Annotated in this window: 21 protein-coding genes and 1 tRNA gene; 15 read left to right on the forward strand and 7 right to left on the reverse strand. The window is 55.2% G+C overall.

Annotated features, from left to right (window positions below; genetic code table 11):
* Positions 1 to 124: 124 nt before the first annotated feature.
* The 4 genes from ACR0AW_RS09500 to ACR0AW_RS09515 all read right to left on the reverse strand — a co-directional run bounded on the left by ACR0AW_RS09500 (position 125) and on the right by ACR0AW_RS09515 (position 3,906).
* A complete protein-coding gene (locus tag ACR0AW_RS09500; RefSeq protein WP_170511868.1) occupies positions 125 to 580 on the reverse strand; it encodes a YaiI/YqxD family protein in 456 nt (151 codons plus the stop codon).
* Entirely contained in the window at positions 577 to 2,037 is a 1,461-nt protein-coding gene (gene sthA, locus ACR0AW_RS09505; RefSeq protein WP_170407278.1) for a Si-specific NAD(P)(+) transhydrogenase, read from the reverse strand. Before sthA ends, ACR0AW_RS09500 begins: the two co-directional genes overlap by 4 nt.
* A gap of 3 nt (positions 2,038 to 2,040) precedes the next feature.
* Entirely contained in the window at positions 2,041 to 2,874 is an 834-nt protein-coding gene (fghA, locus tag ACR0AW_RS09510) for an S-formylglutathione hydrolase (RefSeq protein WP_170422726.1), read from the reverse strand.
* 102 nt (positions 2,875 to 2,976) lie between these two features.
* The gene (locus tag ACR0AW_RS09515) at positions 2,977 to 3,906 is read right to left on the reverse strand and encodes an AEC family transporter (RefSeq protein WP_170732692.1); all 930 of its coding nucleotides are present in this window, start codon (positions 3,904 to 3,906) and stop codon (positions 2,977 to 2,979) included.
* Between the two features lie 161 nt (positions 3,907 to 4,067).
* Between ACR0AW_RS09515 and ACR0AW_RS09520 the strand changes: the two genes are divergently transcribed.
* The 6 genes from ACR0AW_RS09520 to ACR0AW_RS09545 all read left to right on the forward strand — a co-directional run bounded on the left by ACR0AW_RS09520 (position 4,068) and on the right by ACR0AW_RS09545 (position 10,777).
* Positions 4,068 to 4,685, forward strand: a complete 618-nt coding sequence (locus tag ACR0AW_RS09520) for a TetR/AcrR family transcriptional regulator (protein WP_170732693.1) — start codon at positions 4,068 to 4,070, stop codon at positions 4,683 to 4,685.
* A 331-nt stretch (positions 4,686 to 5,016) separates the two neighbouring features.
* Positions 5,017 to 6,432, forward strand: coding sequence for an AAA family ATPase (locus ACR0AW_RS09525; protein ID WP_480776498.1), 1,416 nt, complete (start codon positions 5,017 to 5,019; stop codon positions 6,430 to 6,432).
* Between the two features lie 195 nt (positions 6,433 to 6,627).
* On the forward strand, positions 6,628 to 7,005 hold the full coding sequence (locus ACR0AW_RS09530; RefSeq protein WP_480438961.1) for a hypothetical protein: 378 nt from the start codon (positions 6,628 to 6,630) through the stop codon (positions 7,003 to 7,005).
* A gap of 10 nt (positions 7,006 to 7,015) precedes the next feature.
* Positions 7,016 to 7,255, forward strand: a complete 240-nt coding sequence (locus ACR0AW_RS09535) for a hypothetical protein (protein WP_480438963.1) — start codon at positions 7,016 to 7,018, stop codon at positions 7,253 to 7,255.
* A 209-nt stretch (positions 7,256 to 7,464) separates the two neighbouring features.
* A complete protein-coding gene (locus tag ACR0AW_RS09540; RefSeq protein WP_480438965.1) occupies positions 7,465 to 8,706 on the forward strand; it encodes a phage major capsid protein in 1,242 nt (413 codons plus the stop codon).
* Between the two features lie 229 nt (positions 8,707 to 8,935).
* Complete coding sequence (locus ACR0AW_RS09545; RefSeq protein WP_480438967.1) at positions 8,936 to 10,777, forward strand: hypothetical protein; 1,842 nt, start codon at positions 8,936 to 8,938, stop codon at positions 10,775 to 10,777.
* 677 nt (positions 10,778 to 11,454) lie between these two features.
* On the opposite strand, the gene ACR0AW_RS09550 is transcribed toward ACR0AW_RS09545, so the two are convergent.
* On the reverse strand, positions 11,455 to 11,847 hold the full coding sequence (locus ACR0AW_RS09550; protein ID WP_480438969.1) for a hypothetical protein: 393 nt from the start codon (positions 11,845 to 11,847) through the stop codon (positions 11,455 to 11,457).
* 5 nt (positions 11,848 to 11,852) lie between these two features.
* Positions 11,853 to 12,077, reverse strand: a complete 225-nt coding sequence (locus ACR0AW_RS09555; protein WP_480438971.1) for a helix-turn-helix domain-containing protein — start codon at positions 12,075 to 12,077, stop codon at positions 11,853 to 11,855.
* Positions 12,078 to 12,162: 85 nt separating this feature from the next.
* On the opposite strand from ACR0AW_RS09555, the gene ACR0AW_RS09560 reads away from it, so the two are divergent.
* Genes ACR0AW_RS09560 through ACR0AW_RS09575 form a run of 4 tightly spaced genes read left to right on the forward strand, consistent with a single transcriptional unit; the run spans position 12,163 to position 14,545 of the window.
* Positions 12,163 to 12,645 carry a hypothetical protein gene (locus ACR0AW_RS09560; RefSeq protein WP_480438973.1) on the forward strand — a complete coding sequence of 161 codons (483 nt, stop codon included), beginning with the start codon at positions 12,163 to 12,165 and terminating at the stop codon, positions 12,643 to 12,645.
* Positions 12,646 to 12,698: 53 nt separating this feature from the next.
* Positions 12,699 to 13,325 carry a MerR family transcriptional regulator gene (locus tag ACR0AW_RS09565; protein ID WP_480438974.1) on the forward strand — a complete coding sequence of 209 codons (627 nt, stop codon included), beginning with the start codon at positions 12,699 to 12,701 and terminating at the stop codon, positions 13,323 to 13,325.
* A 3-nt stretch (positions 13,326 to 13,328) separates the two neighbouring features.
* Positions 13,329 to 13,541, forward strand: coding sequence for a helix-turn-helix transcriptional regulator (locus ACR0AW_RS09570; RefSeq protein WP_480438976.1), 213 nt, complete (start codon positions 13,329 to 13,331; stop codon positions 13,539 to 13,541).
* Positions 13,538 to 14,545: a site-specific integrase gene (locus ACR0AW_RS09575; RefSeq protein WP_480438978.1), complete on the forward strand. Its 1,008-nt coding sequence runs from the start codon at positions 13,538 to 13,540 to the stop codon at positions 14,543 to 14,545. Before ACR0AW_RS09570 ends, ACR0AW_RS09575 begins: the two co-directional genes overlap by 4 nt.
* 107 nt (positions 14,546 to 14,652) lie before the next feature.
* Here ACR0AW_RS09575 and ACR0AW_RS09580 read toward each other — a convergent pair.
* A tRNA-Leu gene (locus tag ACR0AW_RS09580) sits at positions 14,653 to 14,737 on the reverse strand.
* Positions 14,738 to 15,504: 767 nt separating this feature from the next.
* Here ACR0AW_RS09580 and ACR0AW_RS09585 point away from each other — a divergent pair.
* Genes ACR0AW_RS09585 through ACR0AW_RS09605 form a run of 5 tightly spaced genes read left to right on the forward strand, consistent with a single transcriptional unit; the run spans position 15,505 to position 20,892 of the window.
* The gene (locus ACR0AW_RS09585; protein WP_170732694.1) at positions 15,505 to 15,918 is read left to right on the forward strand and encodes a hypothetical protein; all 414 of its coding nucleotides are present in this window, start codon (positions 15,505 to 15,507) and stop codon (positions 15,916 to 15,918) included.
* Between the two features lie 2 nt (positions 15,919 to 15,920).
* Positions 15,921 to 17,921, forward strand: a complete 2,001-nt coding sequence (locus ACR0AW_RS09590; protein WP_170393929.1) for a dynamin family protein — start codon at positions 15,921 to 15,923, stop codon at positions 17,919 to 17,921.
* A gap of 8 nt (positions 17,922 to 17,929) precedes the next feature.
* Positions 17,930 to 19,579 (forward strand): dynamin family protein, encoded by a 1,650-nt coding sequence (locus ACR0AW_RS09595; RefSeq protein ID WP_170732695.1) that lies wholly within the window; start codon positions 17,930 to 17,932, stop codon positions 19,577 to 19,579.
* A gap of 25 nt (positions 19,580 to 19,604) precedes the next feature.
* Positions 19,605 to 20,006: a hypothetical protein gene (locus tag ACR0AW_RS09600; RefSeq protein WP_170393925.1), complete on the forward strand. Its 402-nt coding sequence runs from the start codon at positions 19,605 to 19,607 to the stop codon at positions 20,004 to 20,006.
* 22 nt (positions 20,007 to 20,028) lie between these two features.
* Positions 20,029 to 20,892 carry a hypothetical protein gene (locus ACR0AW_RS09605; protein WP_170732696.1) on the forward strand — a complete coding sequence of 288 codons (864 nt, stop codon included), beginning with the start codon at positions 20,029 to 20,031 and terminating at the stop codon, positions 20,890 to 20,892.
* Positions 20,893 to 20,919 lie beyond the last annotated feature (27 nt).

Below are 20,919 nucleotides of genomic sequence, written 5' to 3' on the forward strand. Positions count from 1 at the left end.
TTCAATCACCACCGACTGAACCAAGCGCAAGTCAGAGATGCAAGCGCCAACCGCCGCGCGGCCCGCGCTGCCCAGCCCAACGGGAGGATACGCATCTTTGATGCGTCTCTGACCGGCGGGAGCACTACCTGCGAAGGGCAGCGCGTATCTCGCGCTCAAGCGCATCTAGAAAACGCGACCGGTCGGCTTTGCTAAATGGTTTTCCCCCGCCACCTGTCCCCAGCGGGTTCGCCGCGCGAAGGTCCGCCATCAGATCGCGCATTGCCAATTGCTGGCCGATATTGGCCGCGGTGAAAGCCTCACCACTGGGCCGAAGCACGCGTGCTTCGGCTTCAATACACTTGGCGGCCAGCGGTATATCAGAGGTAACGACAATATCGCCGGTGCCGCAGCGTTCGGCAATCCACTTATCCGCCTCATCTGCTCCCGAGGCGACGATCACTACCTGCACCAACGGGTTGGCGGAGGGGCGTAGCCCTCCGTTTGAGACCAGAACCATCGGCACCTTGTGCCGGGTTGCCACCCGTTCAGCCTCGGCCTTGACCGGGCAGGCATCCCCGTCGATGTAAAGCGTCGTCACGCCTCTTTGACCTTTGGGGCTGACTTCGCCTTTGGCGTCGATTTGCGCACCTTGAATTCGTCCGGAATGGGCATCCGGTTAAAGGCATCCAGCCCCGCGATTTTGTAAGCTTCGGCAAGGGTCGGATAGTTGAACGTGTTCTGCACGAAGTAGTCCACCGTGCCTTTCAGGTTCAGCACCGCCTGCGCAATATGGATCAGCTCGGTTGCCCCTTCGCCAACGATTTGCACACCTAGAACCCGCCGGGTCTTGAGCGAAAATAGCATTTTCAGCATGCCATGCTCCAACCCCATGATGTGCCCGCGTGAGGTTTCGCGGAAACGGGCCACGCCCACTTCGTAGGGAATACCACGCTCCTGCAGTTCTTCCTCGGACATCCCGCAGGTTGAGATTTCGGGGACCGAGTAGATCCCATACGGATACCAGGGGCTTTCCGGCAGGGTTGGAGTCTCCAGCGCATGACAGGCCGCGACCCGCCCTTGTTGCAACGAAGTTGAGGCCAACGACGGATGCCCGATGACGTCTCCGGTGGCATAGATATGCGGCGCCGAGGTCTGATAGGTCTTGCGGTCCACACTGATACGATCGCGATGATCCGTTTCAATGCCAACCGTATCCAGGTTCAGCGCCGAGGTTGCCCCCATCCGCCCGGCTGCAAACAGCAGCATCTCGGCCCGGACGTGCCGCCCATTGTCCAGCGTGATCTCAACATGGCTACTGGCGTCTTCTATTTTCTCGACGGCTGCACCCAACCGCAGATCGACGCCATTTTCACGGATCTGATGTGTGAAATCGTGGATCAGTGTCTTGTCGATGAAATCCAGAAACGTCTCGCGCGGTTCGATCAACGTCACCCGGACATCAAGCGCCGAGAACATGGTTGCATATTCAACGCCGATCACGCCCGCACCGATCACGCAGAGCGAACGCGGGATTTCCTCCATCTCAAGGAAATCATCCCCATCGACGACAGTTTTGCCATTGAAAGGCACGTAATCTGGCCGGTAGGTCTTGGTGCCGGTGGCGATCAGGAATTTGGCTGCTGTCAGACGCGTGGATTCGCCTGCATCCGTAGCCACCTCGATCTCGTGTGGCCCCGTGAACGTCGCCAACCCGTTCAGCGTTTCAACATGGTTGCGGTTGAACTGATGCTCCAGCACATCGACCTCGTGATCGAGTGTCATGTGCAGCCGTGCTTTCAGATCCTCTGCGCTGATCTGATCCTTGACCCGGTAAGAACGCCCGTAAAAACTGCGCTCGCGCCAGCCTGACAGGTTCAGCACCGTCTCTCGCAAGGTTTTCGATGGGATCGTGCCGGTATGTACCGAAACGCCACCAAAACGGTCTTTGCGGTCAATCACCAGCACCCGGCGTTGCAATTTGCCTGCCTGAATCGCCGCTGCCCGGCCTGAAGGGCCCGAGCCGATGATGATCAGGTCATAGTCATATTTGCTCATGCCTCAGTCCCCATACAGCGCTTCGGCGTGGAAGGTGATGTGATCCTCCATAAAGGTGGACACGAAATAGTAGGAATGGTCATAGCCGGGCTGCAGTCGGTAAGTGGCCTGCTGGCGACGCTCGGCAATTGCCTGCGCCAGTGCCTCCGGGCGCAACAGATCCATAAACTGATCGTTTGCACCGGTGTCGATCAGGATCGGTCCGTCAAAGCCTGTGCTTTTCATCATCGCCGACGCGTCATGCTTGGCCCATGCGGTCTCATCATCGCCCAGATACGCGCTGAGTTGCTTGCGGCCCCAATCCGCCCCCATGGGGTTCGAGATCGGCGAGAAGGCCGAAACAGAGCGGTAACGCCCGGGCAGGTTCATCGCCAGCGTCAATGCGCCATGCCCACCCATCGAATGTCCTGTGATGGCCTGACGATCAGGATCAATCGCAAAGTTCTTGGCCAGAAGGGCCGGCAACTCTTCGGCAACATAATCCCACATGTTGAAGTGAGGCGTCCAAGGGCCTTGCGTGGCATTGACATAGAACCCTGCACCTTGGCCAAGGTCATAGTCCTCGTGATCCGCCACACCTTCGCCGCGTGGCGAGGTATCGGGGAATACCAGAGCAATGCCTTGTTCGGCCGCCCAGCCCTGGGCACCCGCCTTCGTCATGGCATTTTCATGGGTGCAGGTCAGGCCCGACAGGTACCACAGAACAGGAACGGGGCCGTCCTTGGCTTCGGCTGGAAGAAACAGGCCAAATGTCATATCACATTTGCAGGCCGAGGAAGCATGGCGATAAACGCCCTGCACACCACCAAAACAGGCATTTTCCGAAAGGGTTTCCATCAAGCTGATCCTTACGTTGTTTCCGGGCCATGGCTACCGGTCTGCAGCGTCGGCGTAAAGTGCAGCCACCTCTGGAAAGCTCATTTTTCGAAAAGGTGAAGATCAGAATCCGCTGACCCATCCTATCGCCAGCGGGACGGTCAGAATGCTGGCGATGGTAGATAACAGGATGGCAGCAGATGCCCGTTGCGGGGCCACACCGTAGTGCGCGGCCAGCATGTAAACATTGCCTGCAACTGGTAAAGACGCCGCCGCGATTGCGACCATCGCAGGGAATGAGGCAACCGGGATCAGCCAAATCACCATAAGTGCCACGAAAAACGGATGCAGCACCAGTTTGCAAAAACTCAACCAGCCCGCGATCTGGATGCGCTCGGCCGATTTGTCTGCCAGCGACGCCCCGATGGCAAACAGCGCCCCCGGCGTAGCCGCACCGCCCAGAATTGTCAGAAAATCATTAAGCGGGGCTGGTACAGGCACCTCTAACGCAGACCAGAGCAATCCGGCGGAGATTGACAAGATCATGGGGTTTCTCAGCAGGCCAATCCCGATCAGGCGCATCGTCCCCAGGCTGAGCCGACCATCGCGGCCACCGTTGATCAGAATCACGATCAATGAGGAAAACACAACCAGATCAACTGTCAGCACCAACATCACTGGACCTATGGCAGCTTCGGAGAATAAAAGCGCAAGCATGGGCAGGCCCAGAAACCCAACATTGCCAATAGCAGCACATTGCGCCTCGACCGCGGCGGTGGGGATGTCCAGCCCTCGGAGATAAGCGATAGCCGTCGCCAGCGCATAGACGCCAGCAGTGCCGATCAGATACCCGAGAACCAGCCGACCGTTGAAAATTTCGGCAAAAGGCAGGGTGGCGGCAAACCGGAATAGCATAGCCGACAAAGCAAAGAAAAACACGAACTTGGTTAGATATGCTGTCGCCTCGGGAGGGAAAAACCGGCTGCGTCCGGCCCAGAACCCCAGGCCGATGATTGCGAAAAAGGGGAGAGTGCGCAGAAATATCTCGACCATGGCAACGTGTTAACATGGCTGGTCAGGCTCGCAAGGTTGACGCACGGTCGGCGGTACGATTGAAGCCGTAACGTTGTGCCAAAACCGCTATCGGAGTGAAAAGCGTTGAAACTGAACCGAACGGTTTATAGTGTTGCAGGATATCGCAATTCGGAGACATCATGACCCAAGCCGCCACCATCCTGCGTACAGGCCGTAAATTCGACCAGGTGTTACGTGGGGCCCGAGAGGTTTTCATGGCGGATGGGTTTGAAGGCGCAAGCGTCGATGACATCGCGCGTGCGGCGGGTGTTTCGAAGGCAACGCTATACAGCTATTTCCCCGACAAGCGACTGTTGTTCACCGAGGTTGCCCAGACCGAATGTCGCCTGATGTCTGAACGCATCCTTTCGATGATCGATGAGACCAAGCCAGCCCGCGAGGTGCTGACGATAGCAGCCACTCAACTTACGGCTTTTCTCGTCTCGGACTTCGCGCAGCAAGTCTTTCGCATATGTGTGGCCGAGCGCGACCGATTCCCCGAGCTTGGTAAAGCGTTTTATGAAGCAGGGCCGAAGAACGGCCAACGCCAGATGGCCGAATATCTGACCAAGGCGGTTGGTAAAGGTGAGTTGGCGGTTGAAGACGTCAACATCGCGGCCGAGCAGTTTTCTGAACTGTGCAAAGTCCGACTATGGGGCCGCGCGGCGTTCGGTATCCAAAATCGATTTGACCAGAACGAGATAGACGAGATTGCATTACAGGCCGTCGACATGTTTATGGCCCGCTACGGCGTTTGAACTGCGTAAGTTCGCCAGCGATCAATCACATTGATGGTAAGAAGTCGTATTGGTGCGGGTGGAGGGACTTGAACCCCCACGCCTTGCGGCGCCAGAACCTAAATTTAACGAACATAAAGCAGATTCAAAGTCTTGGCGATTTCATTTCGCAGGACAATGCGCGAACAGGTCGTGAATCTGCGAAACACCTGATCAGCGATCCCCCAATAGAAAACGCCCCGTCCGTTGCAGCGGACAAGGGCGTTTGGAAGGGAAACGAAGTAAGCCAACTTCACCACGACCATAACATTCCCGGCCCAATTATCACAAGACATTGGGGGGTGGCGTCGTGATGAGGGACTTTCTTGAAGAGGCACCGCCAGCCGATACTTCAGGAGATGATAAAACCATCTGGTTCACCACTGATGAGGATACTTTTGGCTGCCACCCGAACGAAGACTACATCGATCGCAACAACGGCAAAAACTGTCGGGTGATTGCAGGACTGCGGCCTGGCAAGTGGTGCGAACGTACTGACAATTTGGTTGATTGCCCTGAGTCCGAAATGAGCGGCTTTCAGTTCGCCAAAATTCAATACGACGACGGCACACAGGCAAATATTCATCCTGATAAGATTGGCTACTACCTGACGGAAGCAGAGTATCTGGATAAGCCAAAGCTAAACTTCCTGTCCTATGACGACATGCTGGCCATGCCAGATCCGCTCTGGCTGGTCGATGGGGTTCTTCACGACGCAACATCCGCTCTGCTATTCGGTAAGTCCAACGCGTTCAAATCGTTTCTCGGCATTGATCTGGCGTGTTCGATCGCCACGGGAAAGGACTGGCACGGCCACGCTGTCTGCTATCCGGCACCTGTTCTCTACGTCGCCACAGAGGGATCACGCGGCGTTGGCAAGCAGCGCATACCAGGCTGGATGCAGGCGCACGAAATCGCAGAGCCGCTACGCCGCAACATCCAAATGCACAAAGATGAGATCGCCTTGGACGATGAACGGGCGATTGATGACGTTCTGCAGTCCTGCGCGAATTGGAAAGCCCATTGCACGATAGCTGCTGGCGGGCGTGTCACCGACGAAACCGACGCTTCCAATTCCGTCGCACTGATCGTGATCGACATCTTCGGCTCTTCCATGATGGGCCCAGAAACCACGGACGAAACCGCCAGAGCGTGGGTGAAGAACGTCAATCGTCTCATGGGCGAAACCGGCTGTGCCGTCCTGGCGATTGCTCACACCGGCTGGGCAGACGACACCCGCGCCAGAATGCACACGCATTTCTGGGGCAGCTTCGACACCCGTTTGAAAGCAGAAGGCGACAAAGACAGCAAGACATGCGTTCTGCGTGTCGATCGACATAAGGACGCTGACAGCGAAGGTGAATGGGGTTTCCGGCTGGAAGAGGTAACAACGCCTTCCAACGGCACGACACTGGTCCCTCGAATGAGCGAAGAAGTTGAGACCAGGCAAAAACGTCGTGTGTCCGGCAAGCCCGCTGTCGCGCTGCAGGCGCTATCCGAAGCTTTGATCGAGCATGGCAGAACCATTGCCGGCCCAAACTACCCAACCTGCCCAGTGGTCGGCATCGATGAGTGGAAGGCGATGTGCAGCCGCCATGGGCTGACCGATAGCGACAATCCTGAAACGGCACGAAAGGCGTTTAACAGAGCCAAAACCACGCTGATCGACAAGGGTTTGATCAAGCAGTTCGACAACAACGTTTGGAAGGTTTCGAGCAATGAAAAGTAGCGGGACAAATTGGGACATGCCCGGGACATTGCCGGACTGTCCCGGGCGGGACGGACAGGGACATCCCCCTATAAGGGATGTCCCGTGTCCCGGGGCGGTGTCCGGGGGTAATCCGGTTTTCAGAGATATAGAAACTCGGTACCGGCGGGTGACCCTGAATTTTCACATCCACAAAACCTACAATGGGGGTCAGTAATGCCCAGACAGAAAACACCAAACGAAATCGCCGACATCACTGGGGCCAAAAAAAAGAACCCGCAGCGATATTCGGGCGAGACGGTGTACAAGCTTGCACCCGTCGGCTTGCCGCCTGCTCGGTTGAATGAAGATGAACAGCAAGCTTGGCGAGAATTCGCATCAGACCTGCCATGGCTGGCAAAGTCAGACCGATTGATGCTCGAGCTCACATGTCGGCTGACAGCGCGTCTCAGAGCCGATCCTGAAATGGGGATCAACGCGTTGGCTCAACTGAGGCTTTGCCTGACTTCTTTGGGCGCAACCCCGACCACTCGCGGCAAGACGGTGGCACCAGAAGGTGTTTCGGATGACCCGGCAGATGAATTCCTAAACTGAGGACCTGAAAATGAGCAACGACCGAGAGCAGCAGTTTTTAATTGAGAATGACCGATCGATGGTCGTCTTGGAACAGGCCATCAAGACGATGCACGACTTCGGTGGCGACATTAACCTGTTCGCCTTCACCATGCTTCGCGCCAGTGTGCACCTCTTTTCGAAAGTGCACGGGCAGGCGGAGTTAGAAAAGTTCGTTTCGCACCTGGTTGTGGAAGAACAAAAACGGCACCAGCCAACCGGAAGGGCTTGATTCAAAGTGGTTTTTGACGCAATATGTCCATAGCCTATGGCTGCTGAGAGACCGCAGCTTGTTCGCCGCAAAATCGGTGAGAACCTGGCCAACATGGCACAGAGAGGCAGACCCCGAGCTTGGGGATCGCTTCCGTGTGACCGTTTCCCAAGTAAATGAAATACCGCCCCGTCGTGAGACGCGGTTGGCCCTTTGATGGAGACTTAAAAATGAATGTACTCGAAAAGCGTGCCCGTCAGCGCGAAATCTCGGCGGAGGCACGTAGCCTCAATGCGCTGATTACGGACCAGACCACCGAGAAAGAAGCAACCAAAATCCAAGGTCGTTTTGATGCGCTGATGATGGAGCACGATCAGCTTCAGACTGAAATAGAAGCAGAACAACGTGAAGCCGAAGAGAACGCGAGTATTCGGCGCAACTACCCCAGAGGGATAAACGCGCGCGTCAGCGGTGCCGATAGTGGCCCTGATGACCACACTTCCGCCTTTAAGTCGTGGCTGCGGACGCCGGACTCTCGTCGTGCTCAGAACCAGCTTGATCAGGCTGAAACCAGATCTGCAAACAGCCTGACTGATGGAGCGGGTGGCTACATCGTTCCTGAAACTATCGCCGGTCCTCTTCTCTCGCGGGCACGTGACGTTAACCCATTGCGCAGTCTTATCCGGGTTGTGCCGGTAAACACTGGTGACGTTGTTATCCCGCTTTCGAACAATGACGCGACAAGTGGCTGGGTTGGCGAGACGGATACGCGATCAGAAACCACAGAACCCACGCTCGACGGCAAGCGGCCAACATTCGGCACGAATTACAGCTATGTGAAAATGTCCGAAGAATTGGCAAACGATGCGCTTTACGACATCGGCGATTGGTTCATCCGGGAAGCAGGGTCCGTTATCGGTGAAGCTGAAATGAACTCGATCGTCTCCGGCAACGGCACGAACAAGCCGACTGGCCTGCTGAACACGGCACCAGAAGCCGGTGCCGATGGTTCACGCACTGCCGACGCCTTCAAGTACCTGGAGGCCGCATCTGCTTCGGCTTTCACCGGCGATGAGCTGCTCGACTTGGTCTATGACCTGAAGGCGCGTTACCGCGCAAACGGTCACTGGCTCATGAACTCGGCAACCACGGCGCTTGCGCGTAAACTGAAGGACGGTAATGGCGCTTACCTTTGGCAAGATAGCCTCATGGCAGGCCAGCCCAGCACGTTGTCCGGGTATCCGGTCACCATCTGCGAGGCCATGCCTGACATTGGCGCTGATGCGCATCCAATCGCGTTTGGCGACTTCGATGCGGCCTACGTTTTGTGCACCATCGGCGGCTTCACGGTCACCAACTATGACCGGAATGTCACTGAGCCAGGCTTCCATAAGCTTTACATCCGGCAGCGGATTGGCGGCTGCGTCTATGACGAGAACGCCCTTCGCTTCCTGAAGATGGCGTCAAGCTAATGCTGCGCAGGGTGCGTTTGTTCGAACTGGCGCACCCGCTCCCAGCGGGCGGTGGAGTGTTCTGCAAACACCCGCAGCCGAAGCGTGGCTATCCAATGTCGCGGCTTCGGCCCCCCCACCGGGGCCTTGATCTTCACGGCCTTTGGCTTCGGGATCGGCGGCTCCAGTCGCTTGAGCAACGTTCAGACAAAAAAAGTTTGGGCAAGAGAAAAAAATCTGAGGAACTGTCATGACAGCAACTGTTGAAGATAAGCTTGTCGTTCGAATGGAGGCTTCTCTCGCGAAGTTTGAACGCCAAATGGAGCGAGGCAGGAAAGCCGCAGAAAAGGCTGCCGTCGGGTCCGAGCAAAACTGGAAACGGGCAGGCGATCGAATATCGGCGAATGCAAACAAAGCGGCAACCGGACTGCAACGATTGTCAAATGTATCAGGGCGCGGTCGATTTGTACTTCAGAACACAGCCAACCAAATCGGCGATATCGCGGTCCAAATGGGAAGCGGGACTTCTGCCAGCCGAGCGCTAGGTCAACAGCTTCCGCAGTTGTTTGGCGGCTTTGGTGCGCTGGGTGGCTCTCTGGGCCTTCTGGCCCCTCTACTGGGCACCGTGGCCGCTTTGACGATCCCTCTGGGTGCTGCTTTCCTCGGGGCATCCGGTGACGCGGATACCATGTCTGATGCCATGAGCGATCTAAAGCAGGCGATGTCAGACATTGATCGGATTGCGGCCATTGCTGAGGCGAGTGTTGAGGATCTGACAGACAAATACGGCGCACAAGCGCAAGTCGTTAAGGAACTCTTTATCGAACTGGTGGCTGTCAATCAGCAGACTGCGCTCAACGCCACGCAAGCGGCCATCATTGCGGCCGGTGATGAGCTCGCAGCAATCGAGGATAAGCTGGAACGTTTCTCTGAAGCGCGCCGCAAATATCTGGAATTGAGCGATCGGCAAGCCGAAGGCTCTTTCTCGGTGCTGCCATCTGAAATTAAGGCCGCAGAGGATGCGGTGGCAGAAAGCTTGCAGGCTTTGCAAGATGAATTCGACCTGACCTCGGCGCAGGCTTATCGGCTTGTTGAGGCCATTGGCGATACGCGACTTGCCGAGACGCCCGAACAGGCTGCACAGGCTGCGCGTGATCTTGCGGCAGCGATTGCGTCAGCGGTGCAGGAAGGTGCGGATCTGGACCAGAAACTGGTCGACGTGGCGAGTTCGGCTGCAACCGCATACGCAGCGTTTGCCCAGACAATGACGACAGGCAATAGCGTCCTGCGCAATATGAACAGCGCACCGGGCTTGGAGCCTGATCAATTCGGCGGCCTAAGCTTGTTGCCGCCACCTGCGCGGACAGATAGTAGACCGCGCCGATCTCGCGGTCGATCCGGTGGAGCGCGCGCTACAGACGGGCTCAGGGAAGCTCAGGCACTCTTCCAGTCGACTAGGACTGAAGCAGAACGTTATGCCGAAGAAGTCGAGCGGATCAACGAACTGCATCGCAAGTTTCCGGACCTGATCACATCAGAGGTTCGCGACCGGGCGCTGGCGGCGCTTGAGGACAGTACGGGCCGTATGAAGGGGTTAACACAGTCGCTCGAAAGCAGCTTCGAGAATGCCTTCACCAGCTTTGTGACTAGCGCAGGGAGCGCCCAGGAGGCAGCGCAAGCGCTGTTGCAGGATCTGGCGGCTCTGTTGGCTCAGTCTGCATTTAAATCGCTGTTGGGCGGCTTGTCCGGTGGCGGTGGGTTCCTTGCGGGCCTGATCCCCGGCTTTGCCTCAGGTACGAACAACGCCCCTGGTGGGTTGGCGGTTGTAGGTGAAGAAGGACCGGAATTGGTCAATCTGCCGCGCGGGTCGCAGGTCTTCCCAACGGCTCAAACCAAAGACATCATGTCGAACATGCGAAACTCGACCTCAAAAAGCGTTGTTATAAACATGCCGACTTCGATCGACGCGCGTGGAGCGGTCGAGGGCACGGCAGAGACAATCAGACGTATGCTTGTTGAGCATGAGCCTCAGACCATCAGGAAATCTGTGGCGGCGGTCTCTCAGGCGCGTATGCGAGGATCGCCGGTTTGAGCGGGTAGGCGAGGTTGGATGGCCCCTGTGAAGTGTGGTTTATTCAACGGTAACTAACAATAAGGAGTGGTGGCCGATGATTGAGTGCGTCTTACTAGCTGGTGTGTTTTGGTTGAAGTCGATCGATCTACATGGAAGCGATGTTCTTGTTCGTGTTGATAAAATTGAGGCGATAAAAGGCGTCCCTGGAACAACTAGTATCTATTTGACCGATCAATATGCGCGGACAGTTTTGCTGATTGGAACTGATACTGTGATCGAGGCGATCAAAGACTGTGACGCAGAGGACCGCGAGGGAGCGGAAAACTAGACACTGCACCATACCTCAAGGCACCCCCAACCTATAGAACTGCCTGATCCCCACAGGACGCCTGCCACAGTGTGAACACCGCATACGGTTCAGTATGTCGTGGAACGTCGAATCCTGCCCTAGCTTTTCCAGCAGCTCACTCGGCCAGAAGTCCCGGCCACGGTGACACACCCTATCCTCACAGCACACATGCAGCCCGAACCCCTCGGGGATCTCAGCTATGGGTAGGGGTAGGATTCGGGACACAGCCTGATTAAAGCAGAACAACGCAAATGGATGAATGTGACTAGCTGTCCCCGGAATGCGCGGCAGACTTGGCAAGTTTGCAATCCCGAACAAAGGGACCGCGAGGGTCACTAACTGAACGCTAAATTCCCCAAATCCAATGAAACCAGTTTGGAGGAGGCGTTTGTGGTGGGGTGATGCCGCGACTAATGCTGATTGCTCCAACTAGGAAAAGCACGATTGAGCCCAACGAGAGTAGCGCGCCTATTGAGCCGCTAACTCGTTCCAATCGTCCGTAACTGTTCGCGTAGGCACTTGCTGCTGCATAAGCACATACCCAACTAACGCATCCAGCCGCGACCCCGATCGCCCAACATTGGAATGCAAACTTTAGGGATTTCAGTTCGACCAATTCAATTATTGAAGAAAGCTGAGTCAGCGTCGCTATCATTGCGCCTGAGTTGATAGCAATCACGGCGGTGATAGTTGCTTTCGCAAAAAGCCGGATACCGTCATTCGCGTTATTATAGTCCATGGGGCCTATTTCCTGAGCCTTACACCGGCACCACCGCCGTTTTCTGCAATGAATTCTACCCCGGCTGTTTCTAGGGCAGCACGAAGCGCTGACGCAGTTCTATCCGCTACGGTGTGATTGCCAAGCTCAAAACTTGCAATTGTTCTCTTAGAGACTTGGGAACGCTCCGATAATTCGTCTTGAGAAATCGAGATCAGCGCCCTTGCTGCTCTACACTGTGCCCCATTCATTTGTTTTCCCTTGCATCAAAAGTGCAACTACATTAAAAATGCAATTATGCACTAAAAGTGTATATCATCTTTGGAGGACATAGCAATGACCAATGAACGCGTTTGCGCGAACGATAGAGCTTTGGAAAAAAGGACGGTTGAAACGCCAACTGGCCCGCACTCATTCTACCCAGAGTCGGGCGCTGATTTCACAACTTCAGAAGGACGGATTGCTTGGTTCTGCGCAAAGTTCGAAGTGGACCCGCCAGAGATTACCTACGATGAGGATGAGCCTGATGAAATCCTGATCACAGATGAGCTAATGGAGTGGGTAAGAGTGACTGGTGCATCAATGGATTGGCTGTTCAGTGGCGCGGTTGGCCCCGCATTAACCGCGTATCGAAATCGCCACAAGCGGCCTGCCAAAGGCTCAATGCTAGATCTCGTTGGCATGTTGGACGAAACCGAGCAGGACATCCTCCTGACGGGGCTAAAGATGTCAAAGGAGTCCAATCTGGACCAAGACCAAATCATCAAACTGACATTCCAACAGATACGGGAGTATCGGAATAAAGCACACCGCAACTGAGAAAAATGTCTTGGCAGAGAATAGTCTGATAGAAGATTAGCGAACTTCAGTTTATGTATTCGGTTGACATCTTAGCTACCTCAGTGCAGTATGTGGTCAACCGAATACATGAGGCAACTATGAAACTGCATATCCAAGAATTCCAGACCGGGCAGGTTTGCGAGGCAACTGGCGTCACGCGCGCCGCTCTGAACAACTATATTCGGCGCAACCTTATCATTGGGCATAAGGAAACGCAGACCGATATAAAAGGCGGCGGTGGATCCGGTGCGGGAAACTACCGCCGCTATTCGTTTCACAACGTTATGGAAATCGCGATCGCCAGCGAGCTAATGAGCGCGGGCATGGCGGGTGACGCAAAAGCAGCCTTTTGGGCGGCAAAAGACTTTGCCCACGTCAGCGGAGGCGGAAAGACCTTCGGGCTTCCGGAACGCGAGCCAGGTTTTCCGTATCACTTCAACCATGGATACACGATTTTCGCGGTTTCAGGCGGCCGGACTTGTGAAGACATTTGGAAGCCAGGCGAAAACTACGACACCTATGGCAAGATCCGGCACCATCTCAAAGGCAAGAGTTTCATTGCAATCGATGCGACAGAGGTTTTTGACCAAGTTTGTGGTCGCCTTGGCATTCACCCTAACAAGGCAATGGACGCGGCCTATCCGCAGGAAGCCAGCTAACCCATGCCTGTCTCATCCGCAAACAAATTGGCCGTCAAAGAGCAGGAAGCCGCAAAGCTTCTATCTCTGACGGCTGATGAGTTTGCGAACTTGGTGGGGCAGGGGGCATTGCCACAGCCAGTGATGATCGGTGGCAGACATCCACGTTGGCGCGTCTCGGAGATCGACGCCGTATTGTCTGGTGAGAACGTTGGAGATGAGGACTTTGAAACATGAAACGCCCTGATCTTCCGTATCTGGAATTCAAAACTGTCAAAGGCCACAAGTACATCTATTTCCGCAAAGGCACGTTCCGTCGGCGGTTGCCGAGCGATCCAGACACCGAAGAATTCAGCCGAGAGTATTGGGCGACACGCAATGGCAAGCGCAACACGCCAGCCAAGACGACCTGGCACAAGCTGATCACTCACTACCTTGGAACGGCTGACTATAAGGCACTAGCAAAAGGCACGAGGGCGAACTATCGGCGGCACTGCGAAGCCATCCGCGAAAAGAACGGTGATAAGGACATGCGCCGCTTTCGCCGCAAGCACGCCATTGCTGCGAGAGACGCTCTACAGGACACATGGTCCAAGGCGAATGAGCGTGTCGCCGTTCTGTCGATCCTATGTAAGCTGGCAGTTGATCTGGAATGGATCGATCGCAATCCGGTTGTCGATATTCCAAAGCTCAAGGGCGGCGAATACGAAGCCTGGCCTGACAAGGTTTTAGATGCTTATGAGGCTTATTGCGCAGATCATAGGGCATTCATCGCACGCACGGCTTACGAGCTGGGCGTAGGGACAGGCCAGCGCATCGGAGACTGCGCCAAGATGCTCTGGGATGACTTCGACGGCGAGTTCATGCGGGTTGTCCAGGACAAGACCGGCGAGAAGATCTGGATCTACTGCCCGGAACGCTTGCAAGTGTACTTGTCGGCACTTCCACGCAGCGGAAAGCACATCCTCGCAAAGAACCTAACTCAGCCGATCGGAAAGCGTGGCGTCCAGAAAGCCATCGAAGAAGTGCGCAGAGGCATTGGTGTTATGCACGGAGAGAATCGCCTTGTTCCGCATGGCTGGCGCTACACGGCGGCACGATTACTGGCCGAAGCAGGCTGCACAGACGCCGAAATTCAAGCAGTTACAGGCCACAAGACGCTTGCAATGGTCCAAAAATACCGGGCTCAGGCGAGTCAGAAGGCGAATTCAAGGCGCGCGCAGCAAAGGAGGGATCGCTGAAACGAAACAGAAACAGAACGTGAAAGTGCGAAACTGAGTGCGAAACTCACCAAATCAATAGCAGAGGTTAGCAGAGCAAGATGCAAGAAATGTCAATGAAAACAAGTTGGTGCGGGTGGAGGGACTTGAACCCCCACGCCTTGCGGCGCCAGAACCTAAATCTGGTGCGTCTACCAATTTCGCCACACCCGCAACCCGATGCCGAAGCACCGCGACGACGCGCTGAATAGCAAAGCTTTTGAATGAGTGCGAGAGGTAAAATCAAGCGAGAGGGCAGTTTATTATCGTCTCGCTGGAAACAATCTTTTGCCCAAGTAAGTTTAACCAGAACTCGCATGTGCCAAATGTTAAAGAACGTGCCTTGGACAGTGAGAATGCAGTTTGGCCAGTCTTTCCAGCACGAACAGTGCTCAGGTGCTGGTTTTGGTCGTAATTTCACCTGTGTGAAGGCCCGTTTTCTGGTCCTTCTTTTTGTTTCCATTTAGCGAACATTTATCGCAATTTTTCTCTTTATCTTAAACTCGCATACGTTGAGTCGCTCAAAGACTTCTTTGTGTGGAGCACATTCCAAAAAGTGTAACTTGAGGTGAGTGGTTTCGTATCGAATTTCAATCAGAGGTTCCTTCGATCACAGAAATAGAAATTATTTCTATATATTTCAAAAAAGTAAGAAGCAGCATGTAAATCCTTGACGCCACGGAACCTCGGACTTTTTAACAAGCAATCAAAGCCATAAAAACTTGGGCAACTCGTCAACGTCGTGGTTTACACTCTCATAGGTTGAGGTTTTTCTATGAGACGCCATCATAATTGTGCCACATTTCAAACGCCAAAATATCCTATTCGCGTCAAAATAACACCGCGGTAATCGTAATTGATTGGGCGCAGGAGTTAATGAGTCTTTTTGCCTTCTGGCACCGTGCGAGTTTCTGCTCAACTCCAGAACAAGGGTCTCTGTCGTGACCAACCAGATCAAATCCGTTGCTTCCGAGCAAGACGCTGTCAGCCTTGCGCGTGAAAGCTTTATTGGCGAACTGAAAACCCTGAACCGTCAGCACCCTGGCACAGGATTCGGCGTCGCTCTTCGTACGCATTCGGGCAATCGCTACTTGCTGGCTAATGCCCGCATGCCGCTGCCTGCCAACAAAACAGATGATTTTCCGACCGGACGCCGTGTGGCTTGTTTGGAAAATGGTGAAGGCTTCAGTTCAATCGAAGTTCTGGCTGATTCTTTCGCATATGAATCGATTTCACCGCGAACCGAGGCCGCAATCCTCGGCAACGCGCTGGACCTGATCGCACGAATCGACACGCTTGCAAGCCTGCCTGACGGGGCAGGGGACCACATCGCTGCAACTGGTACCGGAGGCTGACCATGGCGCGTAACGACCACCTTCTGTCTGTCGGAAACGAGTCCCTGTCTGAGATGACAGAGGCAATGACTTCGTTGACGACACAGATCGACCAATTGACAGAGGTGGCGGATGCGCGGTCTTCCGCACGGCTGGCTGCGCTCAAGACCAAAATGGAGAATTTTACCGCCAGTGTCACGATGGTGGGGCAGGTGAAGGCCGGCAAATCCTCGATCGTGAACATATTGGCCGGGCGGCCAAATCTTTTGCCTTCGGATGTGAACCCGTGGACCTCGGTGGTTACAACGCTGAACATCAACACCCGCACAGAAGGCGACACCCGTTCCAAATTCACATTCTTCGAGCAGGAAGAATGGGATAATCTGATGGTTGGCGGCGGTCGTCTGGGCGAGTTGGCCAATCGAGCCGGTGCCGATGATGAGATGGACGATATTCGCCGTCAAATCGGCGAGATGAAGGCCAAATCAGAAGAGCGGCTTGGGAAGCACTTTGACCTGATTCTCGGTCAGAGCCACCAGTATGATTACTTCGATGATGAACTGATACAGCGATATGTCTGCCTCGGGGATGAGGATGACCCGGATATCGACCCCAAGACGGGTCGTTTCGCCGATGTGACTAAATCGGCCGAGCTGTTCATGGATATCCCGCAATATCCGATCTCGCTCAAGCTCTGCGATACCCCGGGTGTGAACGATACCTTTATGGTGCGCGAACAAATCACCCTACGCAGCCTGCGTGGATCAGAGGTGTGTGTTGTTGTTTTGGCTGCCAGCCAGGCGCTGACCACGATGGACATGGCGCTAATGCGGATCATCGCACAGTTCGAGAACCGCCAGATCATCCTGTTCGTGAACCGCATCGATGAATTGTCAGACCCGGTCAATCAAGTGCCTGAGATACGTGATCGTATTCAAGACACACTGAAACAGAACAACATAGACGCCAACACCAGCGTTGTTTTTGGCAGCGCTCTGTGGGCCGAGGCTGCGCTGACCGGAAACCCGGATATTCTAACTGAGGAATCGCGCGAGGCGTTGAACACCTTTTACCTGGCGGCTGGATTTGGCGATCAGGCTGCATCGCTGGATAAGATCTGGGCGCTATCAGGATTGCCTGATCTGCTGCTCGCCATGAATGAGCGTATCGCTGAGGGTGCAGGAACGCGTCTTTTGGATCGCGTTCGCCATCGGGCGCGCAACATCGCCAGCCAGATCCGGGCTACTGCAGTGGCCAAGACGCTGTCAAACTCCGACGGTATCGTTCGGGATCTGGACGGTGCGTCGCCCGAAGAAGCGATCGCAAAGGTTTCGGCTGAGTACGAAAAGAAAGCCTCGGAACTGACAACCAAGCTGCGCGACAAGGTATTAGAGCGACTTGCGTCTGCAGAAGCAAATTTTGTCAAACGTGCGACGGATTCTCTGATCTCACATCTGGAACAGAATGGTGAGCAGGGTACATGGCAATATGATCCGGCAGGTCTGCGCACCTTGCAGAAGGCGGCATATTTCAGCTTTGCCCGATCCATGCGTAAGGATGCCGGTGCTCTGTATTCGGCTGCTGCGGCGGACGTGGAGGCTCTGTATCAAAAGCTGCTGGGCAACCACTTGGGTGAATTCAACATTGAAGCTCCGATCGTGCCTCGTGTACCCCCGCCATTAGGGATTGGCCGCACAATCGCACTGGACCTGCAGAGCACATGGTGGCGACGTTGGTGGCAACGCCGCAAAGGGTTCGAAGCCTATGCCGCAGATTATACGCGACTGATCGCGTCCGAGGCGAACTCGATCACCAAAGACATCGAGGAAAACCAGATCGCCGCCGTCTTAGAGAACGTGCGGGCCACGTTGACCGACTTTATTGCCGAACAGAAGGACACGCTGCTCAGCATCTCGCAATCGCCTGAAAGGGCTGCGGCCCAGATGGCCGAGCAGAAGCCGCAGAAATCACGTGACGATATTCTGGGCGATATCCTGAAAGACCTTAGTAACGAAGCAGCATAAGAAGAGTTATGGTAAAAGAATCACAAACCCGCTTCGTCTCTCCCAAGGCTTGGAACCGCATCGAGCAGTGGTCCCGCCGCAAACCTGTGTTTGCGCTCATGGGGGAATTCAGTGCAGGCAAATCGACGTTGATGAATTTCCTGCTGCGCAAACAGGCACTGCCGACGCAGGTCACAGCGACGCAACTGCCGCCGATCTGGTTCAGCTGGGGCAATCGACCCGCCTATATCAAACGCCATGATGGTAGAACGCAGAATATTGAATTGGATCAGCTTGAACAGGTTGGTGTCAACGACGCCCAATTCATTCGCATCTTCCTTGAAGCCGACATTCTCGAGGCGGTCGACCTGATCGACACACCCGGCATTTCGGACCCGAAGATTTCGACGGATGTCTGGCAACGCGCAGTTGGCCAGGCCAATGGTGTGTTGTGGTGCACGCACTCGACCCAAGCTTGGCGCGAGACTGAACGTGCCACTTGGGTTTCGCTGCCAGAACGTCTGCAGCACAAGTCGCTGTTGTTGGTGACACGCGCAGATGCCTTGAATCAGAAAGACCGTCAAAAGGTCTTACGCCGTGTAAATCGGGAAGCGGGTCATTTGTTCAATCGCACGATCCTGTTCTCGGCCCGTGATGCCATCATGGCCCGTGACAAAACCGGCGACGCCGAGCTGTGGTCACGCAGCGGCGGCGGCAAGATGGTCGACAGTTTCCTTGAGATCACTGAGCAGATCATGGACAGCCGTGCGGATATGCTGTCGCGCTATCAAATTGACAAATCCCTGTCAGACGCACCCAAAGTTCAGCCATCGCGGCCCGAGAAAACCTCTGGCGATGCGCCGCTGAAACTTGTCACGCCGATGGAGGATGACACTGCCGATAGTGATGTGGTTACAAGTTTCCCGGTACGCCCTGCCCGCGTGGAACGCCGCACCGAGGAGTCCGGACAGGCGCGGATTGATGCAGAAGAAGCCGAGCGGATGCGCGCGGAAATGGCTACCGAAGCGGAGCCTGCTGATGAAGACTTACGTGCCTTGTTCTCTGACAAGACGGAAGATCCGCTGGATCTGAACCTCTTGGCAAACCCCATCACCGACGTGGATGAGTTTGATTTCATGGATGACGATGATGAGGAAGAGCAGGAAGATGCCGAACTGATCGTCTTGGGTGAAGAAGAGGACGAAGCGGAAGCAGTCGAAGCTGCGGACACCGAACAAGAGCCGTCGGAAGACGCCGAAGAATCATCAGATATCGAAGTATCGGTTTCGTCGATTACGGCCCTGTTGGCGGAACAGTCGGAAAACTCGGCAGACGAATATGAACCGGAGCCCGAATCGAATGCGTTGGCTCCAAACCGCGTCGTATCAATGGTGGGTGAAGCTGCTGCCGAAGAGATTGAAGATGCAGCCGATGACAAGGCAGATGATTTGGGCGATCGCCTCATAGAAACGCCACTCAGTGCTGCAGCAATGTGGGGTGAAATCGTGGCGCGTGAGAACCTGCCTGACGATGCAAATGGCCTGAAAAGCGCCTTTGCAGCATTCTTGTCCGAGTTTGACCAGATTGCGTTGGAACATGACGCTAAGCGGAATCAAGACATACCGGGCGCCGTTTCTGAGGCTCGCAAAAACGGCGGAGCGGAGTGGCATGCGATTTAGATTAAACCCGAAGGTGGGCATCTGAATGTCGATTGAATCTGCTCTGGCTTCGGCCATCGAAACCATACCCGACTGCATCGCAGCCGGGTATGTCGACATGGAGACCGGCATGTTATTGGGCGTCGACGCGTCGGACCAAGACAGCGCTGATGCGCTCGAAAATCTCGCACTTGCAGTAGCTAATCTGTTTCAGGGACGCGGTATGAAGGGATTCGAAGAGCTTCTGCGTGCGGCAAAAATCGACGATACTGAACACCCCGGATTTGGGGAAATCGCGGTGTTCTCAAACGACCGGCTGCACATCTTTCTCAGGACAACAGAATATCCTGATCACGTGGTATGCTATATCTGCCGCGACAGCGCGAATGTCGGGCTGGCGCTTACGAAATCACATCTCAGCCTCGGGCCGGTGGCGGCCGCGGTGTAGACGGGACCAGAGGGGGTCACGCATGATGGATAGTGAAATACTGGATATGCTCGAAGGGATCGGGCGGACTTCGGTCGCGCGCTTATCGCCAGCAATCTACCTATCGGGTAGCAGCGCACTGTTACGCCGGAATGAGGTGCTGGGGGCCATCCGGGGCACGATCTTGCCTCGGCGTTTGGAATTTACGGCGGCTGACGGGGCAACTTTGGCTATCGAAGTCAACAGCTCTCGGGTCACCGACGTATTCCGCTGTGCTTCGGGTCCTGTCCCGGATTTTGAAACCGAAGCACGCGAAAAACTGATCGAACGACTGGCGCAAGTGGTGTCGGAAATTGCAACGGCACCCGGCCCGCTTGAGTTGGTTTCTCTGCGGCCGGATACGGCGCTTGAGGCTGATGACGTAGGGGTTACCTTTTCGGAGGTCGAAGCGGCCTGCACGCGGATTGAACTAATCGAAGAGCCGCGCATGGCCATCGTTTCCGACCAAACCTTAGAACCAGAAGCCCAGCCAGAAACTGCGTCACAAGGCGCCACCAGTATTGCCGGAAAATTCTTTGAGGGCGCGGATCGGTTCGCATTAGGTCGAATACTGATTGGGTCGACTGAAGACGAGATGCAATTTGACGGGTTGTGTGCGCAGGGCCAAGACGCACATCCGGACACGGATATATTGGCCCGATTCACCCGGGATCTGGCGGGATGGCAGGCCGATGGTTCCGATGCTTTAACTGATCCACAGCTGATCGTCATTCGCCCGACAGGTGGACAAGGCGCGGGTCTCGCCATCTTGTGCGACGGTCAGGAAACCGCCGCCGCCGTTCATGACGCCCGCAAGCTGGGCGCTGTCATCAACCTATGGAAAACATTGAATAGCGCCGTTGAATAACCGCGTTCCTGCCAAATAGTGTCCACT

The sequence above is a fragment of the Ruegeria sp. C5 genome (assembly GCF_056537605.1).